The following is a 25807-nucleotide window of genomic DNA, read 5'->3' as shown; positions in this document are numbered from 1 at the left end:
ACTCCGCGTTCTTGCGGGAAGATGGTGCGTACCAGGGGACTTTGGCGCGTCCGGCCGCCGGGGGTGGTCCGTCCTGTTATGGTCGGGCGCAAATCTCCGGTGTCGCTAGACCGGATGCTGAACGGGGTGGAGGGGACCTGGGACACGTAGCCCTACAAAACGGGCCGTGTTCTCAGGGGACCTGCTGATCAGGTGCCATACATCCCTGGTGTCACGCGGCGAGCAGCTCAGACATGCACACGGCCACCACAGCTAAGAGAGGCGGAAGTCGCGATGAAGGTCATCGCCGTCGCAACCCAGAAGGGGGGAGTCGGTAAGACCAGCACCACCGTCAATCTCGGTGCGGGCCTGGCGCTGTCCGGCGCGCGGGTGCTCGTGGTCGACCTCGACCCCCAGGCCCAGGCCGGCACCGCGCTGGGGGTGAACCTCGCCGGTCAGCACCAGCTGGCCCGCTCGCTTGGCTGGGCGCTGCAGACCCGGCTGCGGGGGATCCGGACGGATCTGGCGCGCATCTGGTACGACCGCAGCGAGCTGCTGGCCGAATGGGAGGACGCGGGCACGCTGCACCTGCTGGCCTGCGAGGAGTCGACCATGTCGGGGGCCCAGGATCTGATCCACATGAAGGGGTATCAGTCCACGCCGGTGCTGCGGAGGATCCTGCTGGAGGCCTCCGAGCACTTCGACTTCGCGGTCATCGACACCGCGCCGGCCGTCTCCTCGCTGACGGCCACCGCACTGGCCGCCGCCGACTACGTGGTGACGGTGTGCACCCCGGAGTACCCCGCGCTCAAGGGCGCGGCCGCCACGCGCGGCACCGTGCGGTACGTCAAGACCCGGACCAACGGCGAGTGCGATCCGCAGTATCTGGGGGTCGTCCTCAACCGGTCGAATCCGCCGTCGAAGTGGAAGTCCCAGGAGGTCAACATCCGCAACGGCATGCTCAACGCGGATCTCCAGCCGTTCGTGACCGACATCCGGGTCGACAACCGGATCTCCGACTCCTTCGCCTACGGAGTGCCGGCGGCCATCCGGTACGCGAACCTGGTGCCCGGCAAGCTGTACGCGAAGCTGATGAAGCAGGTCCTGGAGCGGATGCGGCAGCCGGCCGAGAAGTGGGAGATCCCGGGGCTGATCGAATCGGAGACGGCCGGTGAGTAGCGGCGAGGAGCCCGCTGGGCGGCAGTCGCGCGAGAAGCCCCGGAAGAAGGCACCCCGTCACTTCAAAGTCGCCGGCGCGGCACTGGTGCAGGGGCTGATCGAGGGTGCGGAGGCGGTCGCGGAGCGTTCCTTCCTCGGCAGGGCCGGGACCGCCCCGCCGGTTGTGCCGGGCTCGTCCGCACCGGGGCAGTCCGCACCGGGTGCGGGCAGCGGGGGACCGGGCGGCGCGGAGCCGGGGGCCGCGGCGCCCACCGCCCCTGCAGCTCCTGCCGCGCCCACCGCTCCTGCAACTCCTGCCGCCCCTACCGCTCCTGCCGTCCCTGCCGCGCGGGCTCGACCCGCCTCGCCTGCTCCGCTCGCACCGCCCGCTCGACCCCGGCCGGCTTCCAGCGGGCAGGTGAGGGAGGACGGGGAGCCGGTGCGCTGGGCTCACACGGCGGTGCACGAGAGCTTCGCCTCGGCGCGCATCCACTCCGGAAAGTGGCGCAGCCACGGCTTCCGGATCGATCCGGAGGTGCTGGCGGCGCTGAAGGACCGGCTCTACGCCGACCGCCGGACGTCGGGCATCACCGGCCTGAGCCAGGGCCACTACGTGGACGCGGCGCTGCGCCACCTTCCTCAGAGCGTCGACGAGCAGATCGCCATGGCGCAGGAATTCCTCGATGAGCGGATGGGCTGCGTCGAGCCGGGCAGGCAGTCGACCTACCGGGTGGGGGAGCAGGTTTACGCGGTGATGACCCAGCTCAATCGGGCGTTGCAGGAAGCCGACTACGGGCGGAAAGGGCTCTACGTCGTATCCGCCGCACTGGAACGTTTCCTCTTCACTCTTCAGAGTGAAGGTGCATTGCTGCGTCCCGAACGCCGACGGCGTCAGGCGGGGCCGCCACGAGTTTTCCCGCGCGACCCCGAGATGACCTGACTGCATTTCAGATATCCTGACCGCTGTGGCCTCCGCGTCCGCGTGGAGGCCACAGCCACGCTCTGACCTGCGAGTTGTTGCGATGGAAGTTGCGATGCGCGTTGCGCTGTTGCGAGCTGTCGCGCGGACGTTCGGTCTACCCCGGCAGCCGCTTTACCGCCCGACAAACAATCTGACGCGAGATTGAAATTCGAACATTCGGCTTAAGGGAATTCCCTTGTCGACCTCCGAGTTCAGGCATACTGGAAATCGCAAGTCGGGAGACCATGCGATCGCTGTCTAGTGACGACAGGGGTGCTGCATTGTGATTCGCTCCGTTGTTGTGCGCGCCGAACCAGGCAGGGACCGGGGAAGGGCCGGGGAGAGGAGGCGAGGTAGCCAATGTTGTTGACCGAGCCGCTCAGCGCGAGTGCCGTGGCCACGGCCGCCGGCCTGAGCGAGTCGTGGGCCTGGCGGGCCCGGGACCAAGGCATCCTGCACGAGCCCCACTTCGAGGATTCGGTGGTGGCGCTGCGCGTCTACGCCTTCGTCTCCCAGATCGTGTGGCCGGGCATCCGGCGCCCCCGCAGCGCCCGCCAGGACCTGGAGCTGTGGCAGTCGACGGCCGTCGAGGCGGCCCGGCAGGCGGTCTCCGATCCTCGGACCACTCCCGACACCGCGCTGTGGGTGCTGGAGGACTCGGTGCGTCTGGTCACCACTCCCGCGGAGCGTGCCGCCTTCGACCTCGAGCATCTGGACGGCCGGGTCGCCTTCCGCATTCCGGTCGGGAAGTGGACGGCCGAGCTGCCGCTGGCCATAGCGAAGTTGCCCCGCCGCCGGCGCCGTGGACCGACCTCGAAGTCAGCCGCCGCATGATCCTTCAGGAAAGAAGGGACGGCCCGGAGTGCGCACCCCGGGCCGTTCCACAAGCCGACGGCGCCGTTACGGCGACCGCCGCGTGAAAGGAGTAACAGCCGTCACCGACTGACCGAAGCCATCTCGCGCTCACCTTCTGCCTCCCCAGGCGCATGAGTCGCGCGGTGCCTCCGCTTCCTTCCACCCATCACCCAATCCATGGATCCGGTTGTCGTCTTGGCTGGCGCTACCGGACCCACCATGGGTCATTGCAATTGGGGGTCATCATAGCTGCCGTCGCGCCTGTTGAATTCGCGCTGCCTCAAAATGACATCACATCGTCACCCACACCTCGCAAAAGCCGTCAAAAACGATCTGGACCGTCCGCTGGGCGGACCGTTCAGGACGCTGTGAGCCACGGCGGATCGCCACCCTTGCGCCGACAACGGGTGAAGGTGCCCTGGCGGCTGGTGGCGTCGGCGGACTACGCGGATGTGGCGCTCAGCGTCTATATGAAGATCAAAGCGCTCGCCATGCGCCCGCAGCACTGCACCGCGGGGGTGCGGACCATCGCCTCGTTCCTGGGCGTGAGCAAGTCCTCCGTCGAACGAGGCCAGGCGCAGCTCAGCCGCCCCGACTCCGCAGGCGTGGTGGAGCTGCTGAGCACCCGCAGGTCACTGCCGGGCGGCACCGGGGCGACCGCGGTGCGCAGCGTGCGGCCCATGACGGCGGGGGAGCGGTTCGTGTGGCTGCCGGTGGCGGCCTGCGAGGCGCTGACTCCTCGTCAGCTGCGGGCGTACGCGGTGCTGGCCTACGCGGTCGCGCAGCGGATCCCGATCACCGAGGCGGAGCTGGCGGGCCATCTGCGGATCCACAGTGGGGAGCGCGCCGGGCAGTCGCTGTCGGTGTGGGCGGCCGGTGAGGTCGTCGACGCCCTGGAGGCCAAGGGGTGGATCGCGGTCGACCGCCGGGCCGGGGAGCGGGGTCGGCATCTGTTCACCGTCTACGACATCCCGCCCTCGGCGGCGGAGGAGCGGATGCCGGACGAGGCGCCGCCGACCGGGCCCGCGCAGGGGGCCGGTGAGCCGGGCGCCGACGCCGAAGCCGGGGGAGCGGCGGAACGGGCTGAACCGGAGGCGCCCGAGGCTCCGATGGAGTCGGTTCGGCCGATGGAGCCGGTTGAGTCGTCGGCGGAGCCCCAACCTCCGGTTTGCAGCGGGCAGTTGAGTCCGTGTGTTAGTGACGGATCGGGTTCGCAGGTTGATGACGGATCGCTCGTGTACAAGGAAGACCTAAAGATTGACCGACATGATGACGACGCCGGGTTTTTCCTACCCGCCGTAGGCGAAATGACCGTAAGTGGGGCGCGCGAAGAGGCGAATGCGCCCCGCTCGACAGAGCGGCGTTCGGCAGAGCCGCCGCGTCTCGCGCTACGCGCGGAGGCAGGCAGATCCGTCTCACCACCCCGGAGCAGACACAGCGGTGGGACGGGGCAGGGGGGCAGACCGCCGTACGGTGGGCCGCCGCTGTCGCTCAGCCCGCGGATCTACGGGGTTCTGGAGCCGGTGCACTGGCTGCTGGCCCGCGTCAGCAACGTCTACGTCCAGCGGAAGATCGCCCGGGAGGTCGGTCGGCAGCTGGGGGAGGGGATGTCCGAGCAGCGGTTGCGGCACCGGCTCACCGTGCGGCTCGCGCGGAGCGAGGTCGGCGACATCCGCGATCCCGGCCGCTGGCTGCTGGGCGTGGGGCTGCCGCGCTGGGGCTGCGGGCTGTGGGAGTGCGAGTCGGGCGTGCTGTGGTCCACCGGGGCGCGCTGTGTGGTGTGCGAGGAGCTCGCCGGCGAACGGCGTACCGTGCGGCAGGCGCTGCGGGAACAAGCCGGGCTGGAACAGGAACTGTGGGAGCAGGCGGAGCAGGACCAGACGCCGGAGGAGGAACCGGCCCCGGCAGCCTCGCAGCCCGGTCAGGGGCGTGCGTGGCTGCCGGAGCAGGCTGGGGAGTCCGTAAGAGCGCGCTGGGAATCAGAGGTAGCGGAAGGAAGACCTGCCGGAGGAGTTGTCGAGGGCACGATCGACATAGGCGCCGTCGGCGATGGGGACCCCGGCCAGATACTCCGGTGGTAGGTCGAAGGCGTCGACAAGGGTGAGCATGTGCGGCGCGAGTTCGGCGACCACCGCTTCGAGCGCGTGCGGCAGCGCCCGAACGTGGTCGGCGGTGATGTGGCCCTCGGCGAGCAGATCACCGCTGTGCTCGGTGAGCTGCTGGAGCAGGAAGAGCCTGCACAGGTTCGCCAGGAGGGTGCGCGCCATGGGGTCGGCCGCCTGGTCGACGGCCGCGAGCAGGGCGTCGGCGGCCTGCAGGCGGGCGTGGGCGGAGACCATCTCCAAGGCCGCGGGGGAGGCCGCGTTCCAGCGGCCGAGCGGGTCTCCCGGCGGGCCCTGGCGCAGGTCGGCGCGTGCCCGGCTCTGCCAGATGGCCTCGACCCTGGCGAACAGGGTGCGCAGGACGCGCGGGTCGGCCAGCTCCTGGTCGGCGGAGGAGAGTCCGGAAGGCCGCGGGCTGTCCTCGTCCACCTGGTGGCCGAAGATCATCTCGGAGGCGGCCTTGAGCCAGATCACCAGGTTGTCGCCCTCGGCGGTGATGGTGCCCTCGATGTTGAGGGGGAAGTCGGCCAGGGCGTTGACGGAGAACAGCCCCTGTGCCCCGCACCGCTCCCGGCACTCGATGGTGATCTCCCGGGTCTGCCAGGAGATCCAGCCCTTGGCGATGGCCACCAGGCGCTCGACCTCGGCCCGGTCCTCGTCGGTGTGGTGAGCGAAGCGGGCGGTCACCGACCGGTGCAGGAAGGTCATGGCGTAGGCCGTGGCGAGCCCGTGCAGCAGCCTGCCGTGATGGCTGCGGTGGGCGACCAGCGGCACGCGCTCACCGGCCTTGGGCCCGCTGATCCGGCGGTCGTGGGCGTAGCGCACCGCGATGGCCAGCGCCGCACGGGAGACGCCCACACAGGCGCCGCTCATGCACAGCTTGCCCACGGTGACGCGGCTTATCGAGCGCAGGAAACGCTTGCGCCGACTGCCGACGTTGCTGGTGAGCGTCTGCTGGTGGTCCAGGCGTCCGTGCTCGGACTCCAACAGGGCGTCGCGGGGCAGCCAGACATGGTCGAACGAGGTGAGGCAGTGGTCGACCGGGGCGCTTCCGGAGCGCACCGGCAGGGGACGCACGGTGATCCCGGGCAGGTGGCCGGTCTCGTCGCTCAGCGGGGTGAGGAAGAGGTACACGCCCTGGTCCTGACCGTCGATCAGCAGCCGGGCGGCGACCAGGGCGCTCTTGGGCCCGCCGATGGCGCTGGTGTTGGGCATGAACTTCTGCGCCCCGGGGCTCGGGGTGTGCAGGACGAAGCCGCCGGTGACCCGGTCGTACACCGCGGTGGTGCGCAGGGCGGCGGCGTCGTTGCCGTAGTCCAGCTCGGTGCAGAGGAAGGTTCCGGTGCGGCGCATGGCGGTGAAGTCGGACAGGTCCCGCCGGCCGTCGGCGTCGTGGTCCAGCAGGCTGCCGAGGAAGAGGTTGTAGTGGATGCCGGCCAGGGTGCCCAGGGCTCCGTCCACCACCCCGGTCCACTCGTGCAGGCTGGCCAGCCGCTGGGGGTCTCCCGCCAAGTCCTCGGCGGAGTCGACGGTGTCGTTGAGCAGGCGGAGGCGGGCGTAGGAGCGGGCCGTGGACTCGGCCGGGGACAGCCACGGGACGTGGCGGAACTCCTCACCGGCGACGAGCGTGCGCCAGCCGTCGTGGATGCGGGACCGGTCGTCCCGGTCGAAGAGCAGATCCGCCAGTTCGTCGGCGGCGGTGATCAGTTGAGGAAGATCGGCCGGGAGAGTCGCCAAGGACTTCTCTTCCTGCCCGGACGTGTGACGCGCATTCTCTTTGCACGAGTTCATAGCCCTCTCCACATGGGCGTTGAGCGAATGGGCGAAAGCTCAGGCCATAAAGATACGTACCCACCGGTTTTTTTATCAAGCGAGGTCGGAAACTGCACATCTCGAATTAATGGTTCCGGAAGTGCAGCACAGGAATGGGGTATTCCGGGCTCTGACTGCAGGAAGCTGCCGATCGTGTCGGTGATGAGCCGCCGGCCGAGAAACGATCATGACCCAAAGCCCTTGAAAAACCGGTCACCTGGTTTTATTGTGGCACTCGGCCGATGGGTCGACGTGCGCCTGCCGTCGTGTATCGGGACATCGGGGGGCGGCGCACACGGGGGGAGTGGCGGCTGGCAGGATACGTACCGGACGGTTTTGTTTTTCTCCTCGCGATCCACCCAGGACCTTGAAGAGCCGATGGGTCATGTCCTGGCAGGCGAGGCGGTACGGAGGTGAGTTGTGGCGCGACAGGAGCGGGCCATCAGGACGCGGCGGGCGATCCTCGTCGCGGCGGCCGAGGTCTTCGACGAGGTCGGATACGAAGCAGCGACCATCTCCGAGATCCTGACGAAGTCAGGGGTGACCAAGGGCGCCCTCTATTTCCACTTCGCGTCCAAGCAGGAGGTCGCGCAAGGGGTGCTGACCGAGCAGCTCGGCGCGGTCCCCGAGGCCCCCGAGCAGGAGCTGAAGCTCCAAGAAGCGGTGGACCGGGCCCTGATGCTCGCCTACCTGCTGCGGACCGACCCGCTGCTGCGCGGCAGCGTGCGGCTCACCGTGGACCAGGGATCGCCCAACGACGGACTGGACCGCAGCGCGCCCATGCAGGCGTGGCTCGACTCCAGCCTGGAGCTTTTCGAAAAGGCCAAAGCCGAGGGGGAGATGCTTCCGCATCTCGACCTCGACGCCGTCACCAAGATGTTCGTCGGGGGCTTCACCGGGGTCCAGATCCTGTCGAAGACGATGACCGACCGGGATGACCTCCAGGAGCGAATGGCGGATCTCTACCGCCATCTGATGGCATCCGTGGCGGTCCCCGGAGTGCTGGTGCGGCTGGACTTCGGACCGGGACGCGGCCAGCGGGTATACGAAGAGGCCCTCAAGACCTGGCAGCCCGCCACGCAGCCCGAACCTTACTGACCCATTCAGACGGAAATGATCCATTGCGGGGGATAGAGAGGGCTTGAGCCCTCTTTCGTGCGCACGTGTTGGAACGCTCCATGCAATGACCAACCGATCGGAGTGCACTGCACTGATGGAAACAACCGCTTGCCCGTACGCGCTGGACGTCACCGGGCGCGATCTGGCGGGAGAGGCCGCGAAGCTGCGCAGACAGGGAACGGCGGTCCAGGTCGAGCTGCCCGGGGGCGTGCTCGCCTGGGCGGTCACCCGCCACGCCGTCATCAAGCAACTGCTGACCGACCCGCGGGTCTCCCGGGACGCCCGGCAGCACTGGCCGGCCCTGCGGGACGGCCGGATCACCGAGGAATGGCCGCTCTTCCACTGGGTGACCGCCGAGACCATGCTCTTCTCCTACGGCCAGGAGCACACCCGGCTGCGCCGGCTCATCGCCGGCGCCTTCACCGCGCGGCGCACCGAAGCCCTCCGGCCGCGCATCGAGCAGATCGTCACCGAACTGCTCCAGGACCTGGCGTCCGCCCCGGCCGGCGAACCGGTCGACCTGCGGACCGCCTTCGCCGAGCCGGTGCCGCTGCGGGTGATCTGCGAGCTGTTCGGCGTCGCCGAGGACGCCCGGGCCGAGCTGTGCGCCGCCATCGCCGCGACGCTGAGCACCACGGCCGCGGCCCAGGAGGTCTACGCGGCCCAGACGAAGGTCGTCGGGATGCTCGCCGAACTGGTGGCCGCCAAGCGCGCCCGCCCCGGTGACGACCTGACCTCCGCCCTCATCGCGGTCCGGGACAACAGCGAACGGCTCACCGAGGAAGAGCTGGTGAGCACCCTGAACCTGATGATCGGGGCGGGTCAGGAGACGACCAGCAACGTGATCAGCAACGCCGTCGCCGCGCTGCTGAGTCACCCCGAGCAACTGGAGCACGTGCGCGCCGGGCGTGCCGACTGGGCGGACGTGATGGCCGAGACCCAGCGGACGCACAACCCCGCCGCCTACGTGCCGATGCGGTTCGCGGTGGAGGACATCGCACTGGACGGCGTGCTCATCAAGAAGGGGGACCCGATCCTGGTCTCCTTCGCCGCCGCCGGCCTCGACCCCGAACAGCACGGCGAGGACGCCGCCGACTTCGACCTGCTGCGCGCGCGGGAGCGCAGCGGCGGCGAGAGCCTGGCCTTCGGACACGGCGTGCACTACTGCCTGGGCGCCCCGCTGGCCCGGCTGGAGGCGGGGATCGCCCTGCCCGCGCTCTTCGAGCGCTTCCCGGAGATGACGCTGGCCCGCCCCGCCGAAGCGCTCGAGCCGCTGCCGTCGTTCATCATCAGCGGCTACGACTCCCTGCCGGTGCTGCTCCGCGCTCCCGCGGGCTGAACCGGGCGAGCACCGACCGAGTGACCCGACCGAGAACTCCGCGGCCTGTGGCGGCCGCGGAGTTCTCGGCCTGCCGGGACGCGGGTGACCCTCCACCGCTGTCCGAGCCCGCTTTGAGTACCGGCGCTGACCGTAAGCGGCAGGCGAAGGAGGGCCAAGTGGACGATCTGCAGAGCGCCGGCCCGGTGGTCCGCGTCGAGCGGGGCCGGGCTGATGAGGCGGAACTGGCCGCCGTCACCGTGGTGTTGCTCTCGAGGCTGGCCGCACAGGGCGGGCCGGCAGCGCAGAGCGAGGAGAAGCCGGCCACCGCACCCTGGCGGCGGTGGGAGCGCGCGGCAGCGTATCGCTCGCCGCACAGCTGGCAGTAGACCCCGTCGGGGCCGGTCCCCGCGGACGATTCTTGCGTGAACCACCTTTTCCGTTATTTACAAACCGCAGAGGCGGTTTGTTATCGTGGGTGTATCCGAATCGGCCGCACTCACACCGAGGGAGGGACCTGTCGTGACGTTGCTGGATGACATTTCTCCCGCCTCTGTGGAGGCGGCGGACGCCCGGGGGCGAGTGGCCGAACTGCACGCGGTCCGCGAGCAGGCCGTGCGCGGGCCGAGCGAGAAGGCGACCGAGGCCCAGCACGCCAAGGGCAAGCTGACGGCGCGCGAGCGCATCGAACTCCTGTTGGACCCGGGCTCCTTCAACGAGGTCGAGCAGTTGCGCAGGCACCGGGCCACCGGGTTCGGGCTGGAGGCGAAGCGGCCGTACACCGACGGTGTGGTCACCGGCTGGGGCACCGTCGAGGGCCGCACGGTCTTCGTCTACGCCCATGACTTCCGCATCTTCGGCGGTGCGCTGGGCGAGGCCCACGCCACCAAGATCCACAAGGTCATGGACATGGCGATCGCCGCGGGGGCGCCGCTGGTGTCGCTGAACGACGGCGCCGGCGCCCGTATACAAGAGGGCGTCTCCGCGCTCGCCGGCTACGGCGGCATCTTCCAGCGCAACACCCGCGCCTCCGGCGTCATCCCGCAGATAAGCGTGATGCTCGGCCCGTGCGCCGGTGGCGCGGCCTACTCGCCGGCCCTGACGGACTTCGTGTTCATGGTCCGCGACACCTCGCAGATGTTCATCACCGGCCCCGACGTCGTCAAGGCCGTCACCGGCGAGGAGATCACCCAGAACGGACTGGGCGGCGCCGATGTGCACGCTCAGACCTCGGGCGTGGCGCACTTCGCCTACGACGACGAGGAGACCTGCATCGCCGAGGTCCGCTACCTGCTGTCGATGCTGCCGCAGAACAACCGCGAGTACCCGCCGTGCGTGCCCTGCGACGACCCCGCCGACCGGCGCACCGAGACGCTGCTGGACCTGGTGCCGGTCGACGGCAACCGGCCCTACGACATGCACCAGGTGATCGAGGAGATCGTCGACGACGGCGACTTCCTGGAGGTGCACGAGAGCTGGGCCCGCAACATCGTCTGCGCCCTGGCACGGCTGAACGGCCAGGTGGTGGGCATCGTCGCCAACCAGCCGCAGACCCTGGCCGGGGTGCTGGACATCGAGGCCAGCGAGAAGGCGGCCCGGTTCGTGCAGATGTGTGACGCCTTCAACATCCCGATCATCACGCTGCTGGACGTGCCCGGCTTCCTGCCCGGCGTCGACCAGGAGCACGGCGGCATCATCCGGCACGGCGCCAAGCTGCTGTACGCCTACTGCAACGCCACCGTGCCGCGGATCTCCCTGATCCTGCGCAAGGCCTACGGCGGCGCGTACATCGTGATGGACTCCCAGTCCATCGGCGCCGACCTGACCTACGCCTGGCCCACCAACGAGATCGCCGTGATGGGCGCCGAGGGCGCGGCCAACGTCATCTTCCGCCGCCAGATCGCCTCGGCCGAGGACCCCGAGGCCATGCGCGCCCGCATGGTCAAGGAGTACAAGGCCGAACTGATGCACCCGTACTACGCCGCCGAGCGCGGTCTGGTCGACGACGTCATCGACCAGGCCGAGACCCGGTCCGTCCTCATCCGGTCCCTGGCGATGCTGCGCAACAAGCACGCCGACCTGCCGTCCCGCAAGCACGGCAACCCGCCGCAGTAACGGAGTACTGATGGTCCGACAGGAACGCGCAGTGCGTACGCGTGAAGCGCTGATCAGGTCCGCGGCCGAGATCTTCGACCGGGACGGCTTCACCGTGGCGTCGCTCTCCACGATCAGCTCGCAGGCCGGGGTGAGCAACGGCGCGCTGCACTTCCACTTCTCCAGCAAGGCCGCTCTCGCCGCCGCGGTCGAGGCGGCCGCGGCGCAGCGGCTGTGCGGCATCACCGAGCGCGGGCAGCGGGAGCGGACGCGCAATCTGCAGATGCTGGTGGACGTCACGCACGCCTTCGTCCGCGGGCTCCGCGAGGACGTGGTGCTGCGGGCCGGGTTCGAGCTCAGCGGGGACGCGGCCCGCACCGCGGAGACCTGTCTGCGCCGGTGCTGGCACGACTGGGTCGAGGGGATCCTGAAACGGGCCGACAGTGAGGGGGAGCTGCGGCCGGCGGTGGTGCCGAAGGCCGCGGTCACCACCGTGGTGGCGGCGACGGTGGGGTTCGAGGTGCTCGCCACCCAGGACGCCGGGTGGCTCTCCCGCAGCACCGTCACGCAGTTCTGGCAGTTGCTGCTGCCGAACCTCGCCGCCCCCGAGATCCTCGGGGAGCTCCTCGCCGAAGGCAGCGGCGGGACGCCGTGACGGCCCCGCGGCCGGCTGCCTAGTCCGTACCAACCCACCTCAACAACAGGCAGTCCGGTCTCTTTTTTGAGCCGTTTTTAGGCCCTTTTGTGTGCGCCGGACTTCTGGCGCGCCCTCGAACTCCTCAGCGAGCCACGGGCGCTCGCCACCACCCCTGAACGGCGCCGGCGCACCCGCCAAAAGGGCGGGGGAGCTGCCGATTCCGGTCGATCCGAACCGCCACAGGGCCCGAGGGCAAGGCGCACGGGCGTGCGAGGGCGCCGACCCGACCAGCGCCTTACCCGCGGTCGCATCGGGGGCCGACCCATATGCCGTGGGAAGGGGCCGATGGCAGGATCTCTCTCCTGGATGGACCGCCTGACTCGTTCATGGTTGACAAACCGACTGTGCTGTTTTTTTATCATAGGGTTCGTTTCGTTTGTGTGTTCGTGTGCGTCAGGTGCCGCAAGCCACCTCATCCCAGGAGGTGGCGCGGCGAGTCGCAGGCCCTGCCCTGGCCCTGCATGCCCGACTTGGGGGAGAAACATGGACATCGAAGTGCTGGGCGCACTGTCTGTGCGAGAAAACGGAGTATCCATCGCACCCACCGCGCCAAAGCCGCGGCAGGTGCTCGCCCTGCTCGCGCTCCACGCCGACCAGGTCGTGCCGGTCGCGACGCTGATCGAGGAGCTGTGGGACGGCAATCCGCCGCGCAGCGCCCGTACCACCATGCAGACCTACGTGCTCCAGCTGCGCGAGCTCATCTCCGAGGCGCTGGCCCGCGGTGAGAACGAGCGGATCACCGCCAAGGACATCCTCGCCACCCTGCCCGGCGGCTACCGGCTGGAGACCCGGGGCGGCACCGTCGACTTCCGGGAGTTCGAGCGCCGTGCCGGCGCCGGCTACCGGGCCATGGACGCCGAGGACTTCGCCGGCGGTGCCCGCCGGCTGCGCGACGCCCTGTCCCTGTGGACCGGGCCCGCGCTCACCGACGTCCAGGCCGGCAGCCAGATCGACATCGAGATCAAGCGACTGGAGGAAGCCCGGCTGTGCGCCCTGGACCAGCGGATCGAGGCCGAGCTGCGGCTGGGACGCCACCGGGAGCTGCTCTCGGAACTGACCGTGCTGGTCAACCAGTACCGGATGCACGAGAGCCTGCACGGCCAGTTCATGCTGGCGCTGCACCGCTCCGGCCGGCGCGGCGAAGCCCTCAACGTCTACCAGCGGCTGCGCACCACGCTCGTCACCGAGCTGGGTCTTGAGCCCTCGGCCGCGCTCATCCGCCTCCAGCGCTCCATCCTGATGGCCCACCCCGAGCCCGCGGCCGCCATGGGCCCCGAGGCGGGCGGTTCACGGATCGTCGCCCGGGTGGGCTGAACCCGCCCCGGTTGTCCGCGTCCAGGGTCCCGGAGCGCGTCCGGGAGGCCCTGGAACGCGCCGCGCCTAGGGGGTGTCCGGTGGGTCACTGTCCCGCCGCGGGGCGGGCCGACAGCTGGTCGAACCGGTTGATCAGGTCCTCCTGCTCGCGGGAGAGCCGCTCGATATGGCGGCGCAGCCGGGCGATCTCACCGCGCAGACTCAGCACGGTCGCCTCGGAGTCGGAGGTGGCGGCGGCCGTGGCCGGAAGGTGTTCCCCGCAGGATGCCGGCACCGGGCGTACGGGACCGCCCGGGCCACGGTGGGTGGCCAGGCCCAGCTCCGGATCGTGGTGGAGGATCGACTCCATCCGGCCGCGCAGCACCGGCCCCGGCTCCACCCCCAGTTCGTGCACCAGCCGTTTGCGCGCCCGGTCGTACACGCTCAGCGCCTCCGCCTGCCGCCCGCACCGGTACAGGGCGGTCATCAGCAGGTCGTAGAAGCGCTCCCGCAACGGGTGATCGGTGGTCAGCTCCTCCAGTTCGCTGATGATCTCGCCGTGCCGGGAGGCGCGCAGGCACGCGTCGTACAGCGTCTCCAGCGCGATCAGCCGGCTCTCCTGGAGCTGCGAGGCCTCGGCCGAGCAGATGTCCCCCCGCCCGCTGCCCTCCAGGGCGGGCCCGCGCCACAACGCCAGCGCCCGCCGCAGCAGACCGGCCGCGCGCTCGGGGTCGCTGATGGCGACCGCCCGGCCCTCGGCGGCCAGCCGCAGGAACCGCCCCGCGTCGGTGTCCGCCGGGCCCAGCCGCAGCACATAGCCCAGCGAGCGGGAGACGATCCACTCGTGGTGCGGGGTGCCCGAGCCCGGCTCCGGCACCGGCAGCAGCCGGCGCAGCCGGGTCACATGGGCCTGCAGCGCGTTGGTCGCGTTGGCCGGCGGATGCTCCCCCCACAGCTCGTCGATCAGCCGGTGCACGGAGACGACCTGGCCCGCCTTGACGACCAGGGCACCCAGCAGGGCGCGCTGCTTGACGCCGGTGGGGACGGTCCGCAGACCGGTGCGCCCGTCACGGATCTCCACGGGACCCAGAATGCGGAACTCCAGGCCGGCACACCCTCGCTTCGGTGCGGTGGCCGGAAAGGAGTTGATGCCGAATTCCATGAGGTCTCCGTCCGGTGATCCATTTCCGGCTTCCCGGAATAACCACGAACAACTCTTCGACCATCGGACGATAGACGCTCGGAGCGCGGATACCGACTCGGCACCAGCGGTTCACAGGGCGCCGTGGAAGGTTTCTTGAGCCTATTTCAGGGCGCGCGTGCGGCGGATGACGCGGAATACATCGTTCACCTGTGGCGCCGCGCGTCTCACCTGCGGCGCACGGCCGCCGCCGGCCGCGCCATCAGCTCCGGGAAGCCGACCTCGACGCCGCGCCGGTGCCAGGCACAGATCAACCGCATCATGGTCACACTGTCCAGGCTGTCATCGGCCAGATTCCCGCCACCTGCCGGGACCTCGCCGTCACCGGAGGGTTCACCGGGGCGGGAGGGACCGAAGGGAAGCGGCCGCGCGCGATGTGCGAGCATCTGCCGCAGCAGTCGGCGGGTGAGCGGATCCGCGCCGCGCGGCGCGCCATCCCATCCCGTATCCGTGTTCATGGCGCGGAAACCTAACAGCCGCTCGCAGCCCCGGGAAAGGCTCTTCTGCTACGCCTCATTCTCTGGTCAGCTGTTTGTCAGCGGCGCGTCAGAGTCTCCGATTGGAGAACTGCTCAAAGAATGCTGGAGATTGCCGGAGCGGAAGGTCCACGGAGGATACGGTGCCTCTCGTTCATGGCTTGTGGGGAAAGGACAGAGAAGTCCGGGAGGCGACAGTATCGGCGCCTCAGGTACCGGCTCGGAAACGGCGGGGGCCGGCAAGGTACGGAGGAAACCGTGAAGATTCAGGTTCTGGGTCCACTGAGCGCCGAGGTCAACGGGGTCTCGATCGTTCCGACGGCGGGCAAGCCCCGGCAGATCCTGGCACTGCTCGCCCTCTACCCGGGTCGGGTCGTGCCCGTCCCGACCCTCATGGAGGAGATCTGGGGCACCGATCTGCCGCAGAGCGCCCTCACCACTCTCCAGACGTACATCCTGGAGCTGCGCCGCAGGCTGGGCACCGCGATGGGCCCCGATGTGCCGGGCTCCGCCAAGGACGTACTGGCCACCCGGTACGGCGGGTATCTGCTGCAGATCCCCTCCGAGGCGGTGGACGTGCACGAGTACGAGCGCCTGGTGGCCGAGGGGCAACTGGCCTTCGACGAGGGCGAGGACGAGCGGGCGGCACAGGCCTTCCGCCAGGCCCTCGACCTGTGGGAGGGCCCCGCGCTGGTGGACGTGCGGGTCGGCCCGATCCTGGAGATCGAGGTGATGCGGCTCGAGGAGAGCCGCCTGGTCACCAGGGAGCGCCGCATCGACGCCGATCTGCGGCTCGGCCGGCACACCGAACTCATCGCCGAACTCACCGATCTGATCGCCCGGCACCCGCACCACGAGGGCCTGTACTCGCAGGCCATGGTGGCGCTCTACCGCTCCGGGCGGCAGGCCACCGCGCTTGATGTCTACCGGCGGCTGCGCAGGCGGCTGATCGAGGACCTGGGGGTCGAGCCCTCGCCGCAGCTCCAGCGGCTGCACCAGGCGATGCTCGCGGTCGACCCGCAGCTGGACGTCGTCGCGGGCCCGCGGCGCAGCTCGACCTTCGACCTGTACGCGGCCTGAGGCGAGCCGGGAGGCGGGGCGAACACGAGGCCGCGCCGCCGGTCGCGAGGCCGCAGTCAGGCTGCCGTCGCGGAGCCGCCGCCTCAGGACGCCTCGTCAGCCGTGGGCGGCAGCGGCCGCCGGCGCGGCGGTGGCTCGGTGCGGCCCTCCGCCCCGTCATCGCCGCGGCCCGCGTCGCCCGCGTCGGCACGGTCGGCACCGTCAGCGCCCGGGTTGCCGTCGGCCGCGATCCCGAGCTCCCGCTGGAGCGCGAGCTCCAGCGCGGTCGGCGGGATGTCCGGGCGCAGCCGCTCGGGATGACCCGCCGGCGGCGCGTCGAGCAGCAGGGCCCGGACGGGCGGAACCGGTCCGGGCGGGGCCGGCAGGGGCGATGCCTGAGCGGACGAGGCACCTTCCGCCCGCTGCATCTCCCCCTTCACATACATCGTGCCGAGGGCTACCAGCCCACCCCACACCGCACGGCACAGGCGCTCGGGGAAGCGCCGGGGGTGGTCCTTCACATCTGCCGCCACATCAGTCGCCTCCCTGGCCGGATATCGGGTCCGGTCACCGTCGGCCACGGGAGTCGAAGTCGGCTCGCAACCGGGTCGAGCGCGGGGATGCGCGGAACGGCTGTCTACCCCTGGTCCGGGCCTGGCTCGGCGGTGCCGCCCGGGTCCGCCTTCGCTTTGGTGGAGAGGACTTCGCGGGCCTGCTCCGCGGCGCGGACGATGCTCTCGGAGACGAAGTCGAGGAAGCGGGCGGTGTTCTCCAGGCGCGTGGCGGCCGGGGTGCCGGGGCCGAGGACGCCGACGCCCTGCCGCGCGGTCTCGGCGACCTGGGCGGTGGAGCGGGCGCTGGCCATCATCGACTGGTACATGATGTCGTCGTCCACGACGTAGCGCTCGCGGCGGCGTTCGTCGCGTTCCCGGCGGACGAGGTCCTGGCTCTCGAGGAACGCGACCGCCTTGGAGACGGACGCCGGGCTGACCTGGAGGCGCTGGACGAGTTCGGCCGCGGTGAGGCTGCCCGCGTCGCTGATGGTGAGACAGGCCATCACCCGGGCCGTCATCTTGGGCATGCCCGACTGCATGAAGACGGTGGTCAACGTCTCCTCGTACTCGCGCACCGCCTCGGCGTCCCGCCCGTAGGCCAGCGCCGGCGCCTCTGGGCCCCGGGGCGCGGCGTGCCTGCGCCGGTGGGCGCGGCGCTCGGTGGCGCGCTGGGCCAGGTCGGCGCGGTAGGCGGTGGGGCCGCCATTGCGCATCACCTCACGGGTGATCGTCGAGGTGGGACGGCCGAGGCCCCTGGCGATCTCCGCGTAGGCGAGCCCGTCGGCCAGCCCCAGCACGATCCGCTGGCGTTCGGACTGGGTGAGCCTGCCTCCCGGCATCGTGATCTCCCTTCGTGGTTCCCCGCTGCCCCCAATATAGCGTTCACGCTCAGTCCATTGCAACGGTCGAGTGAGTGACGTTGCGTTAAGCAACAGCATCATTGCAATGATTTTATGGACTTGACCTGCGCTTATGTCGTTCGTGTGCAACAGGGTTGTTGCTGGATCTGTGAACGCAACGTAGCTTTTCCGTTGTCAGAAACAACGAGCGCAGGAGCACACGATGCAGAAGTTCGCCACCCCCACCCCGATCTCCGCCGTCCTCGACATCCCCGCCGGACGCATCCAGGTCATCGCCGCCGACCGGGCCGACACCGCGGTCGAGGTCCTGCCCGCGAACGCCTCGAAGGGCCGCGACGTGAAGGCCGCGGAGCAGGCCACGGTCGAATACGCCGACGGCGTCCTGCGGATCGACGCCCCGGCGGCGAAGAACCAGTACTTCGGCCCCTCCGGATCCCTGGAGGTGACCATCCAGCTGCCCGCCGACTCCCGCATCGAGGTGCAGGCGTCCTGCGTGGAGTTCAGGGCCGTCGGACGCCTCGGCGACGTCGTCGTGGACGGCGCGCACGGCGCGACCAAGATCGACGAGGCCGCGAGCATGCGTCTCACCGCCGCCGCCGGTGACGTCTTCGTCGGCCGCCTGGGCGGCCCCGCGGAGATCAGCACGCAAAAGGGCGACATCCACATCGCCGAGGCGGTGCGCGGCACGGTCTCGCTGACCACCCAGATGGGCGACCTGTCCGTCAGCGCCGCCCACGGAGTGTCCGCCGTCTTGGACGCCGGCACCAGCTACGGCCGGATCCGCAACGCGCTCAGCAACGCCGAAGGCGCCGCCGCCGGCCTGAACATCAGCGCGACCACCGGCCACGGCGACATCACCGCCCGCAGCCTGTAGACCCGCAGCCTGGTAAAGAGGAGCACCCCCATGACCGACCTGGCCATCGCGGCGAACGGGCTGCGCAAGTCCTACGGCGACAAGACCGTCCTGGACGGCGTGGACCTCGCCGTCCCCACCGGCACCGTCTTCTCCCTGCTCGGCCCGAACGGCGCCGGCAAGACCACCGCCGTCAAGATCCTCTCCACCCTGATCGGCGCCGATGCCGGCGTGATCCGGGTCGGTGGCCACGACCTGGCCACCGACCCCCAGGCGGTGCGCGCCGCGATCGGCGTCACCGGACAGTTCTCCGCCGTCGACGGGCTGATCACCGGCGAGGAGAACATGCTCCTCATGGCGGACCTGCACCACCTCTCCCGCCGCGAGGGCCGGCGCACCGCCGCCGAACTGCTGGAGCGCTTCGACCTCACCGAGGCCGCGAAGAAGCCCGCCTCCACCTACTCCGGCGGCATGAAGCGGCGCCTGGACATCGCCATGACCCTGGTCGGAAGCCCGCGGATCATCTTCCTCGACGAGCCGACCACCGGCCTGGACCCGCGCTCCCGGCACAACATGTGGCAGATCATCCGGGAGCTGGTCTCCGACGGCGTCACCGTCTTCCTCACCACCCAGTACCTGGACGAGGCGGACGAACTCGCCGACCGCATCGCCATGCTCAACGACGGGAGGATCGCCGCCGAGGGCACCGCCGAGGAGCTGAAGCGGCTCATCCCCGGCGGGCACGTCCGGCTCCGCTTCACCGACCCGGCCGCCTACCGGTCCGCCGCCTCCGCCCTGAGCGAAGCCTCCAGGGACAACGAGGCCCTCGCGTTGCAGATCCCCTCGGACGGCAGCCAGCGCGAACTGCGCTCCATCCTCGACTGGCTGGACGCCGCCGGCGTCGAGGCGGACGAGCTGACCGTCCACACCCCCGACCTCGACGACGTGTTCTTCGCCCTGACCGGCGGCACCGGCGTCCCCGACCGACCCGAGAAGGCTGCCCGATGAGCTCCCTGTCCCTGGCCGTGCGCGACTCCTCCACGATGCTGCGCCGCAACCTGCTGCACGCCCGGCGCTACCCGTCGCTCACCCTGAACCTGCTGCTCACCCCGGTCATGCTGCTGCTGTTGTTCGTCTACATCTTCGGCGACACCATGAGCGCGGGCATCGGCGGCGCCGACCGCTCCGACTACATCGCCTACCTCGTGCCGGGCCTGGTGCTGATGACCATCGGCAGCACCACGATCGGGACCGCGGTGTCCGTCTCCAACGACATGACCGAGGGCATCATCGCCCGCTTCCGCACGATGGCGATCCATCGCGGGGCCGTGCTCGTCGGGCACGTCGTAGGCAGCGTCATACAAGCCATCATGAGCGTGGTCCTGGTGGGCGCCGTCGCCGTGGCCATCGGCTTCCGCTCCACCGATGCCACGGCCCTGGAGTGGATCGCGGCGTTCGGGCTGCTCACGCTCTTCGCCCTGGCGCTCACCTGGATCGCGGTCGGGATGGGCATGGTCAGCCCGAACGCCGAGGCCGCCAGCAACAACGCGCTGCCGCTGATCTTCCTGCCGCTTATCTCCAGCACCTTCGTCCCGGTCGACGCGATGCCGGGCTGGTTCCAGCCGATCGCCGAGTACCAGCCGTTCACGCCCGCCATCGAGACCCTGCGCGGCCTGCTGCTGGGCAGCGAGATCGGCCACAACGGGTGGCTCGCGATCGCCTGGTGCCTGGCGCTGACCGTCCTTGGCTATCTGTGGTCGAAGTCGGTGTTCAACCGCGACCCGAAGTAGCCGACATGAGCCCGCGGGCCGCCCCCGGCAACACCTCCCGCAATTGCACCCCGCACTACGTTCCGCAACGCATCCCGCAACGCATCCCGCCCGAGGGCGGCGTACCCGACACCACGTCGGCGTACGCCGCCCTGCCGGCGTTTGAGGGCTGCCCGGGGTGCCCGTCCCTGTCGCCCCGGTACGGGACCTGCCGAAAGCGGTCGGTATCAGGCGAGGTGACGGGAGAAGAACGCCACCGTGCTGTCCAGCTCGAATGCCGGGATGTCCCCGTGCTTGCCGGGGTTGGCGTGCAGCGTCTTCTCGGCTGAGGCCAGAGCGTCGAACAGTGCCAGGCTCTGGTCACGCGGCACCCGCTCATCGTCCCACTGGACCAGGAACTCCACCGGGACGGTGATCCGAGCGGCGTCCTCGGCCGAGGCCAGGGCCCCGCCCAGGCCCAGCACCGCCGCCCGGACCCGGGGCTCGGCGGCGACGAACGGAATGCCGAGGCCGCACCCCAGCGAGACCCCCCAGTAGCCCACCGGGCCGGCGCCCACATGCTCCAGCCGCTGGACCGCGTCCAGGACCGCCTGCCATTCCGGGACGGTCTGGCGGGCAACGAGCGCCTGGAAACCGGCGATCAGCGGAGCGAGGTCTTCCCCGGCCTCCACGCGAGCCTGGTTCTCGGTCGCGATCCGGTTGTACTCCTCGTCCACCGGCCGGTCGCCGTGGCCGGGCACGTCGACCGCCACCACCGCGAAATCGCACTCGGCCGCGAGACGGCGCGCACGGGCCAGGATGCCAGGGGCCTTCTTGTGCTGACCGCCGCCGTGACCCATCACGATGAGCGGACGAGTTCCGGCGGCGCCTTCCCGCGTCCACAGCACGCCGGGAATCCCACCGAGGGTGAAGAGCTGTTCGCGGACGCCGTCGGACGACGTCTCAGAAGTGAAGCGCATAGCGTTTGGAACCTTTCGGGATGCCTTCTGCGGGCACTCCCTGGGCCATGCGGGGGAGGGAGGCCCGACCTGTCACAGCGTTGATCGCCTCTCACCTCCTCGGTTCGCAGCAACGCACGGCGGCGCCGAAGGTATCACGATGGCTATAGCGATCCTCCAGTCCCCTTCGTCCGAGCTGCGAGCAGGACGGAAGACGGTCTGAACCAGGGGCGGCCGCGCACCGGCCGCGTCCGACCGACTTCCGGCCCAGCTGACACGACAGGGGTGATGCAGATGTCCCACCCGCGTGTGCACCGTACGAGGCATGAGGTGGAGGTGGCCGCCCCCGCGGGCGTGCTCTACGGGCTGATCGCCGACACCCTGCGGTGGCCGCTGTTCTTCACGCCCAACGTGCACGTCGAGCAGCTGGAGTTCGACGGGTCGCGGGAGCGGCTGCGGATGTGGGCCACCGCCAACGGCGAGGTGAAATCCTGGACCTCGGCCCGGTCGCTGGACGTCGAGCGGCGCCGGGTGGACTTCCGGCAGGAGGTGCCCGCCTCCCCGGTGGAGTCGATGGGCGGCTCCTGGATCGTGGACTCCCTGGGCACCGGGCGCTCCCGGCTGACGCTGCTGCACTCCTTCACCGTCGCCGGGGACCGCGCCGAGGACGTGGCATGGGTGGAGCGCGCCACCGACACCAACAGCCGCGCCGAACTCGCCGACCTCAAGCGGCTGGCCGAGCAGTGGACGCACCTGGACGACCTGGTGCTCTCCTTCGAGGAGTCGGTGCGCGTCGACGGCCCCGCCGTGCTGGTCTACGACTTCCTCTACCGGGCCGCGGACTGGCCGCAGGCCGTCCCGCACGTGGACCGGCTCGACCTGCGGGAGGATGAGCCGGGCGTCCAGCGCCTGACCATGGACACCCGTACCGCCGACGGCGCCGGGCACACCACCGCCTCGGTGCGGATCTGCTTCCCGCACGCCGGACGCATCCTCTACAAGCAGACCCAGACCTCCGCGCTGATGGCCGGGCACACCGGCGAGTGGTCGGTCGAGCCCGACGAGAGCGGGGTGACGGTCACCGCGCGCCACCACATCCTGCTGCGCGAGGAGAGCTTCGAGCGGGTGCTCGGCGAGGGCGTCGATGTCTCCCGGGTCCGCCGCCATGTGCGGGACGCGGTCGGCCGCAGCAGCACCGCCGTGATGAACCTCGCCAAGCGGCACGCCGAGAGCGCGGTCCGCACGGTGCGGCGCGCGGCGGACCGCGGCACGACGGCGCGGCACCACACCGGCGAGGCCGACCGGGCGCCCGTCACCGCCGGACGGCCCGGCGGCCGCCCGGTGCCCAGCGCCGCCGAGCCCGAGCGCGCCGCGCGCCTGGAGACGCTGCTCGGCGACCCGTTCGACGCCGCCAACCCGCACGGCCACCTGGCGCTGCTGCGGGCGGACGACCGCCGCGAGGTGCCCGAGCCCACCGAGGCGCTGCTGGCCGAGGAGGACCTGGCCGCCGAATTCGTACCCGCCGAGCTCGGCGGGCGGCTGGCCGGGGCCGAGGAGCTGGCCCGGGTGCTGCGCCCGGTCTTCCGCCGCGACATCGGCCTGGGCTACGGCTTCGGCATCACCTCACTCTTCGCCGCCTCCGCCGTGTGGACCGCGGGCGACGACCGGCAGCGCAAGGAGACCGCGCGGCTGATGCTCGACGGCAGCCGGGTCACGATCCTCCACCGCGAACTGGCCCACGCCAACGCCATCCTGCGCGACGAGTTCACCGCGCGCCCCGACCCCGCCGGCGGCGGCTTCCGGCTCAGCGGCCGCAAGGACGTCGTCATCAACGCCGACCGCGCGGACGCGTTCGTGATGTACGCCCGCACCGCGCCCGCGCACGGCCCGGGCAGCCACTCCGTGCTGCTGCTCGACCCCGACCGGCTGCCGCCCGACGGGCTGCGCCGGCGGCCGCGCGTGCACACCTCCGGCATGCGCAGCACCCGTTTCGCGGGGCTGGAGTTCACCGGCGGCCCGGTGCCCGGCGACACCCTCGTCGGCGCCCTCGGTGACGGCGTGCCGCTGGCGCTGCGCACCTTCCAGATCAGCAACTGCCTGATCCCGGGCACCGTCATCGCCGGGGTGGACGGGGTGCTGCGGCAGGCCGTCCGCGCCGCCACCGAAGGACGGGCCGACGGCATGCCCGCGCGCCGCTGGCACAAGGCGCTCGCCGGGGTCTTCGCGGACCTGCTGGCCTGCGACTCCATGGCCGTCACCGGGCTGCGCGCGCTGAGCCTGCTGCCCGACAGCGCCTATCTGCTCGCCGCCTCCGTCAAGTACACGATGCCCGACCTGCTCCGCGAGGACCTGGAGGAGCTGTCCACCGTGCTGGGCGCCCGCGGCTACGACCGCGGACCGCTCTACGGCGGCTTCCAGAAGCTGGTGCGGGACCTGCCGGTGGCCGGTCTCGGACACGCCGGCACCGCCGCCGTCCAGGCGGTCCTGGTGCCGCAGCTGCGCGCGCTGGCCCGCACCTCGTGGTTCCGCACCCCCGAGCCGGCCGCCGGGCTCTTCGCGCCCGGCACCCCGCTGCCGCCGCTGGACTGCCGCAAACTCACCCTCACCGGCACCGACGACGTGCTCACCGCGACCCTGGTCGGCGCCGCGGGACGGCTGGGGGGCCTGCGCTCGGGCGGACCGGTGTGGGCCGCGCTCGCCCGGCTCGCCGAGGCGTTCCTGCACGAGATGCGCGCGCTGCGCCACCAGTGCGCGGCACTGCCCGGCGACGTCGACCCGCAGGCGAACGCGCTCGCCGACCGCTATGTGCTGGTGGCGGCCGCCGCGGCCTGCCTCGGCATCCGGGAGGGGCAGGGCGGCACCGGCTCCTTCCTGGAAGACCCGTGCTGGACCGTGCTCGCGCTCAGCCGGATCGGCCGCAGGCTGGGCGTGCCGGTGCCCGAACTGCCCGGCGACGTCACCGCGACCGTGCTCGCCGAGGTGCTCGGCCGCTACCGGGACGGCCGCAGCTTCGACCTGTACGACACACGGCTGGCGGGCTGAGACCTGTACGACAGACGGCCGGCGGGCTCAGACCCGTACCAACCACGGCCGGCGGGCTCAGACCCGTACGACACACGGCCGGCGGGCTGACCGGCCGGACGGGGGAGGACGATGGACGGGCCGAGAATCGCCGCGCCGATCCATGTGCCACGGCCCGACGGACCATGGCACGGCGTACACGAGAACCTGTCGGAGACGGGGACGGTCGTGGTCCACACGACCTGGAGCGAGTGGCTGCCCAGCGTGCTCACCACGCCGCGGCTGCGCCCGCTGCTCGGCCGCGACTGGTCCCGCTACCGCCGCACCCCCGACCCGGTGGTGCGCTACCGCTTCGCGGCCGCCCGGCTGCTCATCAAGTACACCGCGGCCGCCACGCTGCGCACCCCGCCCGAATCCCTGGACCTCGGCTACCGGCTGGGCGGCCGACCGTACCTGCGCGGCTTCGACCAGCTGGAGCTGAGCCTGTCCCACACCGGCGACCTGCTGGCGGTCGGCATCAGCCGGATCGGCCGGATCGGCGTCGACGTGGAGTCCACCGACCGCCGGATGCGCCTGGACCTGCTGCGCTCCCAGATGCTGACGCCCACCGAGGCGGCGGAGCTGGAGTCCTTGCCCGAGGACGAACAGGCCGCGCACACCCTGCGGTTGTGGACGCTGAAGGAGGCGTACACCAAGGCCCTCGGCCAGGGGCTGCGGCTGGGCTTCACCGAGTTCGGCTTCAGCCTGCGCAACGGCCGGCTGCTCGCCCCGGACGGCACCGCGGCCTCCCGGGGCGAGTGGGGCTTCGCCACCCATCCGGTGCTCGGCCGCTACCTGATCAGCGTGGCCTGCCATGACGCCGGACTCGGCACGGCGGGCGATACCTCGGCACGCACCATGCTGGACGAGGGCTTCCTGTCGGCGATGGCGCAGCGGTCGGCCGACTAGTACGCCCACCGACCTGGAACTGGCTCAGCGTGCGGGTCGCTGGCGGACGTGGACGTCAGAAGTGTGCGGTGCGGTGATGACGCTGTGGTCGGGGAGGGTGCGTGCGGTGAGGGTGACGCCGCTGGCGATCCGGCAGTCGCGGCCAAGCGCGAGACCGGGGCCGAGGCTGATGCTGTTGCCGGTCTGGACCCGGTCCCCGATCAAGGCGCCGAACTGCGGTGTGCCGCAACGGTAGAGGCCCTCGGGTGTACGCAGGATGATCTCCCGTTCGGGGTTGCTCATGTGGGGGCTCCACATGCTGATGGCCGCGACGGTCAGGTTGGCTGACAGGTGGGCGTCGGCACCGACGAGGGTGCGGTTGATCCCGATGCGGTGGCCGAGGATCGCCCGCTCGCCGACGAACGTGCGGGTGACCTCGCAGTTGAAGCCGACCGAGACGTCGGAGCACAGCACGGAGCCGGCACGAACGGTGGAGAACTCCCACACTCGTACGCGGGGGCCGATGATCACATCGTCGCCGATAATCGCGGTCGGGTGGATCTGCGCGGTGGGGTGGATGCGGTGCGGGAGCCGGGCGAGGGCCTGGCGGTGCCAGGTCTCCCAGAGCGCAAGGAAGTCAGCCAGTTCCGTTTTCTCCATGTGGTGGTACGGCGTGCCGTCCAGCATTCCGCTGGTGGGGCCGGTGAGGTAGTCGCCGAGGCGGATAGTGGGCATCGGTGGCCTTCCGGTGGTGTGGTCGG

Annotated in this window: 23 protein-coding genes; 16 read left to right on the top strand and 7 right to left on the bottom strand. The window is 70.6% G+C overall.

The window, feature by feature from the left end; all coding sequences use genetic code 11:
• Nucleotides 1-273 precede the first annotated feature (273 nt).
• The 4 genes from AC4BDD_RS31935 to AC4BDD_RS31920 all read left to right on the top strand — a co-directional run bounded on the left by AC4BDD_RS31935 (nt 274) and on the right by AC4BDD_RS31920 (nt 5034).
• On the top strand, nt 274-1158 hold the full coding sequence (locus AC4BDD_RS31935; RefSeq protein ID WP_490692126.1) for a ParA family protein: 885 nt from the start codon (nt 274-276) through the stop codon (nt 1156-1158).
• Nucleotides 1159-1576: 418 nt separating this feature from the next.
• Entirely contained in the window at nt 1577-2077 is a 501-nt protein-coding gene (locus AC4BDD_RS31930) for a hypothetical protein (RefSeq protein WP_490692125.1), read from the top strand.
• A 381-nt stretch (nt 2078-2458) separates the two neighbouring features.
• Nucleotides 2459-2932 carry a hypothetical protein gene (locus AC4BDD_RS31925; RefSeq protein ID WP_490692124.1) on the top strand — a complete coding sequence of 158 codons (474 nt, stop codon included), beginning with the start codon at nt 2459-2461 and terminating at the stop codon, nt 2930-2932.
• 449 nt (nt 2933-3381) lie between these two features.
• Nucleotides 3382-5034 carry a hypothetical protein gene (locus tag AC4BDD_RS31920; protein WP_490692123.1) on the top strand — a complete coding sequence of 551 codons (1653 nt, stop codon included), beginning with the start codon at nt 3382-3384 and terminating at the stop codon, nt 5032-5034.
• Here the strand turns inward: AC4BDD_RS31920 and AC4BDD_RS31915 are convergent.
• Nucleotides 4933-6792, bottom strand: coding sequence for an acyl-CoA dehydrogenase family protein (locus AC4BDD_RS31915; protein WP_490692122.1), 1860 nt, complete (start codon nt 6790-6792; stop codon nt 4933-4935). The two genes, AC4BDD_RS31920 and AC4BDD_RS31915, sit on opposite strands and share 102 nt — an antisense overlap.
• A 495-nt stretch (nt 6793-7287) precedes the next feature.
• Here AC4BDD_RS31915 and AC4BDD_RS31910 point away from each other — a divergent pair, with 495 nt between their 5' ends.
• The 6 genes from AC4BDD_RS31910 (at nt 7288) to AC4BDD_RS31885 (ending at nt 13409) form a co-directional block, all read left to right on the top strand.
• Nucleotides 7288-7965, top strand: coding sequence for a ScbR family autoregulator-binding transcription factor (locus AC4BDD_RS31910; protein ID WP_490692121.1), 678 nt, complete (start codon nt 7288-7290; stop codon nt 7963-7965).
• A 115-nt stretch (nt 7966-8080) separates the two neighbouring features.
• Complete coding sequence (locus AC4BDD_RS31905; RefSeq protein WP_490692120.1) at nt 8081-9325, top strand: cytochrome P450 family protein; 1245 nt, start codon at nt 8081-8083, stop codon at nt 9323-9325.
• 158 nt (nt 9326-9483) lie between these two features.
• On the top strand, nt 9484-9693 hold the full coding sequence (locus AC4BDD_RS31900) for an acyl-CoA carboxylase subunit epsilon (RefSeq protein WP_490692119.1): 210 nt from the start codon (nt 9484-9486) through the stop codon (nt 9691-9693).
• 133 nt (nt 9694-9826) lie between these two features.
• Complete coding sequence (locus AC4BDD_RS31895; RefSeq protein ID WP_490692118.1) at nt 9827-11419, top strand: acyl-CoA carboxylase subunit beta; 1593 nt, start codon at nt 9827-9829, stop codon at nt 11417-11419.
• 31 nt (nt 11420-11450) lie between these two features.
• A complete protein-coding gene (locus tag AC4BDD_RS31890; RefSeq protein ID WP_490692117.1) occupies nt 11451-12053 on the top strand; it encodes a ScbR family autoregulator-binding transcription factor in 603 nt (200 codons plus the stop codon).
• Nucleotides 12054-12578: 525 nt separating this feature from the next.
• Nucleotides 12579-13409, top strand: coding sequence for an AfsR/SARP family transcriptional regulator (locus AC4BDD_RS31885; RefSeq protein ID WP_490692116.1), 831 nt, complete (start codon nt 12579-12581; stop codon nt 13407-13409).
• Nucleotides 13410-13494: 85 nt separating this feature from the next.
• Here AC4BDD_RS31885 and AC4BDD_RS31880 read toward each other — a convergent pair whose 3' ends face one another.
• Together AC4BDD_RS31880 and AC4BDD_RS31875 are read right to left on the bottom strand one after the other, a co-directional pair.
• Nucleotides 13495-14550 (bottom strand): AfsR/SARP family transcriptional regulator, encoded by a 1056-nt coding sequence (locus AC4BDD_RS31880; RefSeq protein ID WP_490692115.1) that lies wholly within the window; start codon nt 14548-14550, stop codon nt 13495-13497.
• A 206-nt stretch (nt 14551-14756) separates the two neighbouring features.
• A complete protein-coding gene (locus AC4BDD_RS31875; protein ID WP_490692114.1) occupies nt 14757-15047 on the bottom strand; it encodes a hypothetical protein in 291 nt (96 codons plus the stop codon).
• 276 nt (nt 15048-15323) lie between these two features.
• On the opposite strand from AC4BDD_RS31875, the gene AC4BDD_RS31870 reads away from it, so the two are divergent.
• Nucleotides 15324-16145, top strand: a complete 822-nt coding sequence (locus tag AC4BDD_RS31870) for an AfsR/SARP family transcriptional regulator (protein WP_490692113.1) — start codon at nt 15324-15326, stop codon at nt 16143-16145.
• Between the two features lie 83 nt (nt 16146-16228).
• Here AC4BDD_RS31870 and AC4BDD_RS31865 read toward each other — a convergent pair whose 3' ends face one another.
• A complete protein-coding gene (locus AC4BDD_RS31865; protein WP_490692112.1) occupies nt 16229-16657 on the bottom strand; it encodes a DUF6059 family protein in 429 nt (142 codons plus the stop codon).
• Between the two features lie 104 nt (nt 16658-16761).
• The gene (locus AC4BDD_RS31860; RefSeq protein ID WP_490692111.1) at nt 16762-17517 is read right to left on the bottom strand and encodes a helix-turn-helix domain-containing protein; all 756 of its coding nucleotides are present in this window, start codon (nt 17515-17517) and stop codon (nt 16762-16764) included.
• A 223-nt stretch (nt 17518-17740) separates the two neighbouring features.
• Here AC4BDD_RS31860 and AC4BDD_RS31855 point away from each other — a divergent pair, with 223 nt between their 5' ends.
• From AC4BDD_RS31855 to AC4BDD_RS31845, 3 genes are read left to right on the top strand one after another with little or no spacing between them, the layout of a single operon-like run.
• Entirely contained in the window at nt 17741-18412 is a 672-nt protein-coding gene (locus tag AC4BDD_RS31855; RefSeq protein ID WP_490692110.1) for a DUF4097 family beta strand repeat-containing protein, read from the top strand.
• Between the two features lie 30 nt (nt 18413-18442).
• Nucleotides 18443-19399 carry an ATP-binding cassette domain-containing protein gene (locus AC4BDD_RS31850; RefSeq protein ID WP_490692109.1) on the top strand — a complete coding sequence of 319 codons (957 nt, stop codon included), beginning with the start codon at nt 18443-18445 and terminating at the stop codon, nt 19397-19399.
• Nucleotides 19396-20181, top strand: coding sequence for an ABC transporter permease (locus AC4BDD_RS31845; RefSeq protein ID WP_490692108.1), 786 nt, complete (start codon nt 19396-19398; stop codon nt 20179-20181). Before AC4BDD_RS31850 ends, AC4BDD_RS31845 begins: the two co-directional genes overlap by 4 nt.
• A gap of 206 nt (nt 20182-20387) precedes the next feature.
• Here AC4BDD_RS31845 and AC4BDD_RS31840 read toward each other — a convergent pair whose 3' ends face one another.
• Nucleotides 20388-21119, bottom strand: a complete 732-nt coding sequence (locus AC4BDD_RS31840; RefSeq protein WP_490692107.1) for a dienelactone hydrolase family protein — start codon at nt 21117-21119, stop codon at nt 20388-20390.
• Between the two features lie 273 nt (nt 21120-21392).
• On the opposite strand from AC4BDD_RS31840, the gene AC4BDD_RS31835 reads away from it, so the two are divergent.
• Both AC4BDD_RS31835 and AC4BDD_RS31830 read left to right on the top strand, forming a co-directional pair.
• Nucleotides 21393-24140: an SRPBCC family protein gene (locus AC4BDD_RS31835; protein ID WP_490692106.1), complete on the top strand. Its 2748-nt coding sequence runs from the start codon at nt 21393-21395 to the stop codon at nt 24138-24140.
• Between the two features lie 111 nt (nt 24141-24251).
• Nucleotides 24252-25067 (top strand): 4'-phosphopantetheinyl transferase family protein, encoded by an 816-nt coding sequence (locus tag AC4BDD_RS31830; RefSeq protein WP_490692105.1) that lies wholly within the window; start codon nt 24252-24254, stop codon nt 25065-25067.
• Between the two features lie 24 nt (nt 25068-25091).
• Here AC4BDD_RS31830 and AC4BDD_RS31825 read toward each other — a convergent pair whose 3' ends face one another.
• Entirely contained in the window at nt 25092-25781 is a 690-nt protein-coding gene (locus AC4BDD_RS31825) for an LbetaH domain-containing protein (protein WP_490692104.1), read from the bottom strand.
• Nucleotides 25782-25807 lie beyond the last annotated feature (26 nt).

It is taken from the genome of Streptomyces sp. JLBT605 (assembly GCF_058215555.1).
Note: the sequence above shows the minus strand (reverse complement) of the source record. Positions and strands in the feature narration are given on the sequence as shown.

What these genes read in the sequence shown, in the direction of transcription:
- AC4BDD_RS31885 (WP_490692116.1), top strand. Translation starts at nt 12,579, where the DNA reads ATGGACATCGAAGTGCTGGGCGCACTGTCTGTGCGAGAAAACGGAGTA.
- AC4BDD_RS31855 (WP_490692110.1), top strand. Translation starts at nt 17,741, where the DNA reads ATGCAGAAGTTCGCCACCCCCACCCCGATCTCCGCCGTCCTCGACATC.
- AC4BDD_RS31830 (WP_490692105.1), top strand. Translation starts at nt 24,252, where the DNA reads ATGGACGGGCCGAGAATCGCCGCGCCGATCCATGTGCCACGGCCCGAC.
- AC4BDD_RS31935 (WP_490692126.1), top strand. Translation starts at nt 274, where the DNA reads ATGAAGGTCATCGCCGTCGCAACCCAGAAGGGGGGAGTCGGTAAGACC.
- AC4BDD_RS31860 (WP_490692111.1), bottom strand. Translation starts at nt 17,517, where the DNA reads ATGCCGGGAGGCAGGCTCACCCAGTCCGAACGCCAGCGGATCGTGCTG.
- AC4BDD_RS31850 (WP_490692109.1), top strand. Translation starts at nt 18,443, where the DNA reads ATGACCGACCTGGCCATCGCGGCGAACGGGCTGCGCAAGTCCTACGGC.
- AC4BDD_RS31925 (WP_490692124.1), top strand. Translation starts at nt 2,459, where the DNA reads ATGTTGTTGACCGAGCCGCTCAGCGCGAGTGCCGTGGCCACGGCCGCC.
- AC4BDD_RS31875 (WP_490692114.1), bottom strand. Translation starts at nt 15,047, where the DNA reads ATGAACACGGATACGGGATGGGATGGCGCGCCGCGCGGCGCGGATCCG.
- AC4BDD_RS31845 (WP_490692108.1), top strand. Translation starts at nt 19,396, where the DNA reads ATGAGCTCCCTGTCCCTGGCCGTGCGCGACTCCTCCACGATGCTGCGC.
- AC4BDD_RS31880 (WP_490692115.1), bottom strand. Translation starts at nt 14,550, where the DNA reads ATGGAATTCGGCATCAACTCCTTTCCGGCCACCGCACCGAAGCGAGGG.
- AC4BDD_RS31905 (WP_490692120.1), top strand. Translation starts at nt 8,081, where the DNA reads ATGGAAACAACCGCTTGCCCGTACGCGCTGGACGTCACCGGGCGCGAT.
- AC4BDD_RS31840 (WP_490692107.1), bottom strand. Translation starts at nt 21,119, where the DNA reads ATGCGCTTCACTTCTGAGACGTCGTCCGACGGCGTCCGCGAACAGCTC.
- AC4BDD_RS31825 (WP_490692104.1), bottom strand. Translation starts at nt 25,781, where the DNA reads ATGCCCACTATCCGCCTCGGCGACTACCTCACCGGCCCCACCAGCGGA.
- AC4BDD_RS31835 (WP_490692106.1), top strand. Translation starts at nt 21,393, where the DNA reads ATGTCCCACCCGCGTGTGCACCGTACGAGGCATGAGGTGGAGGTGGCC.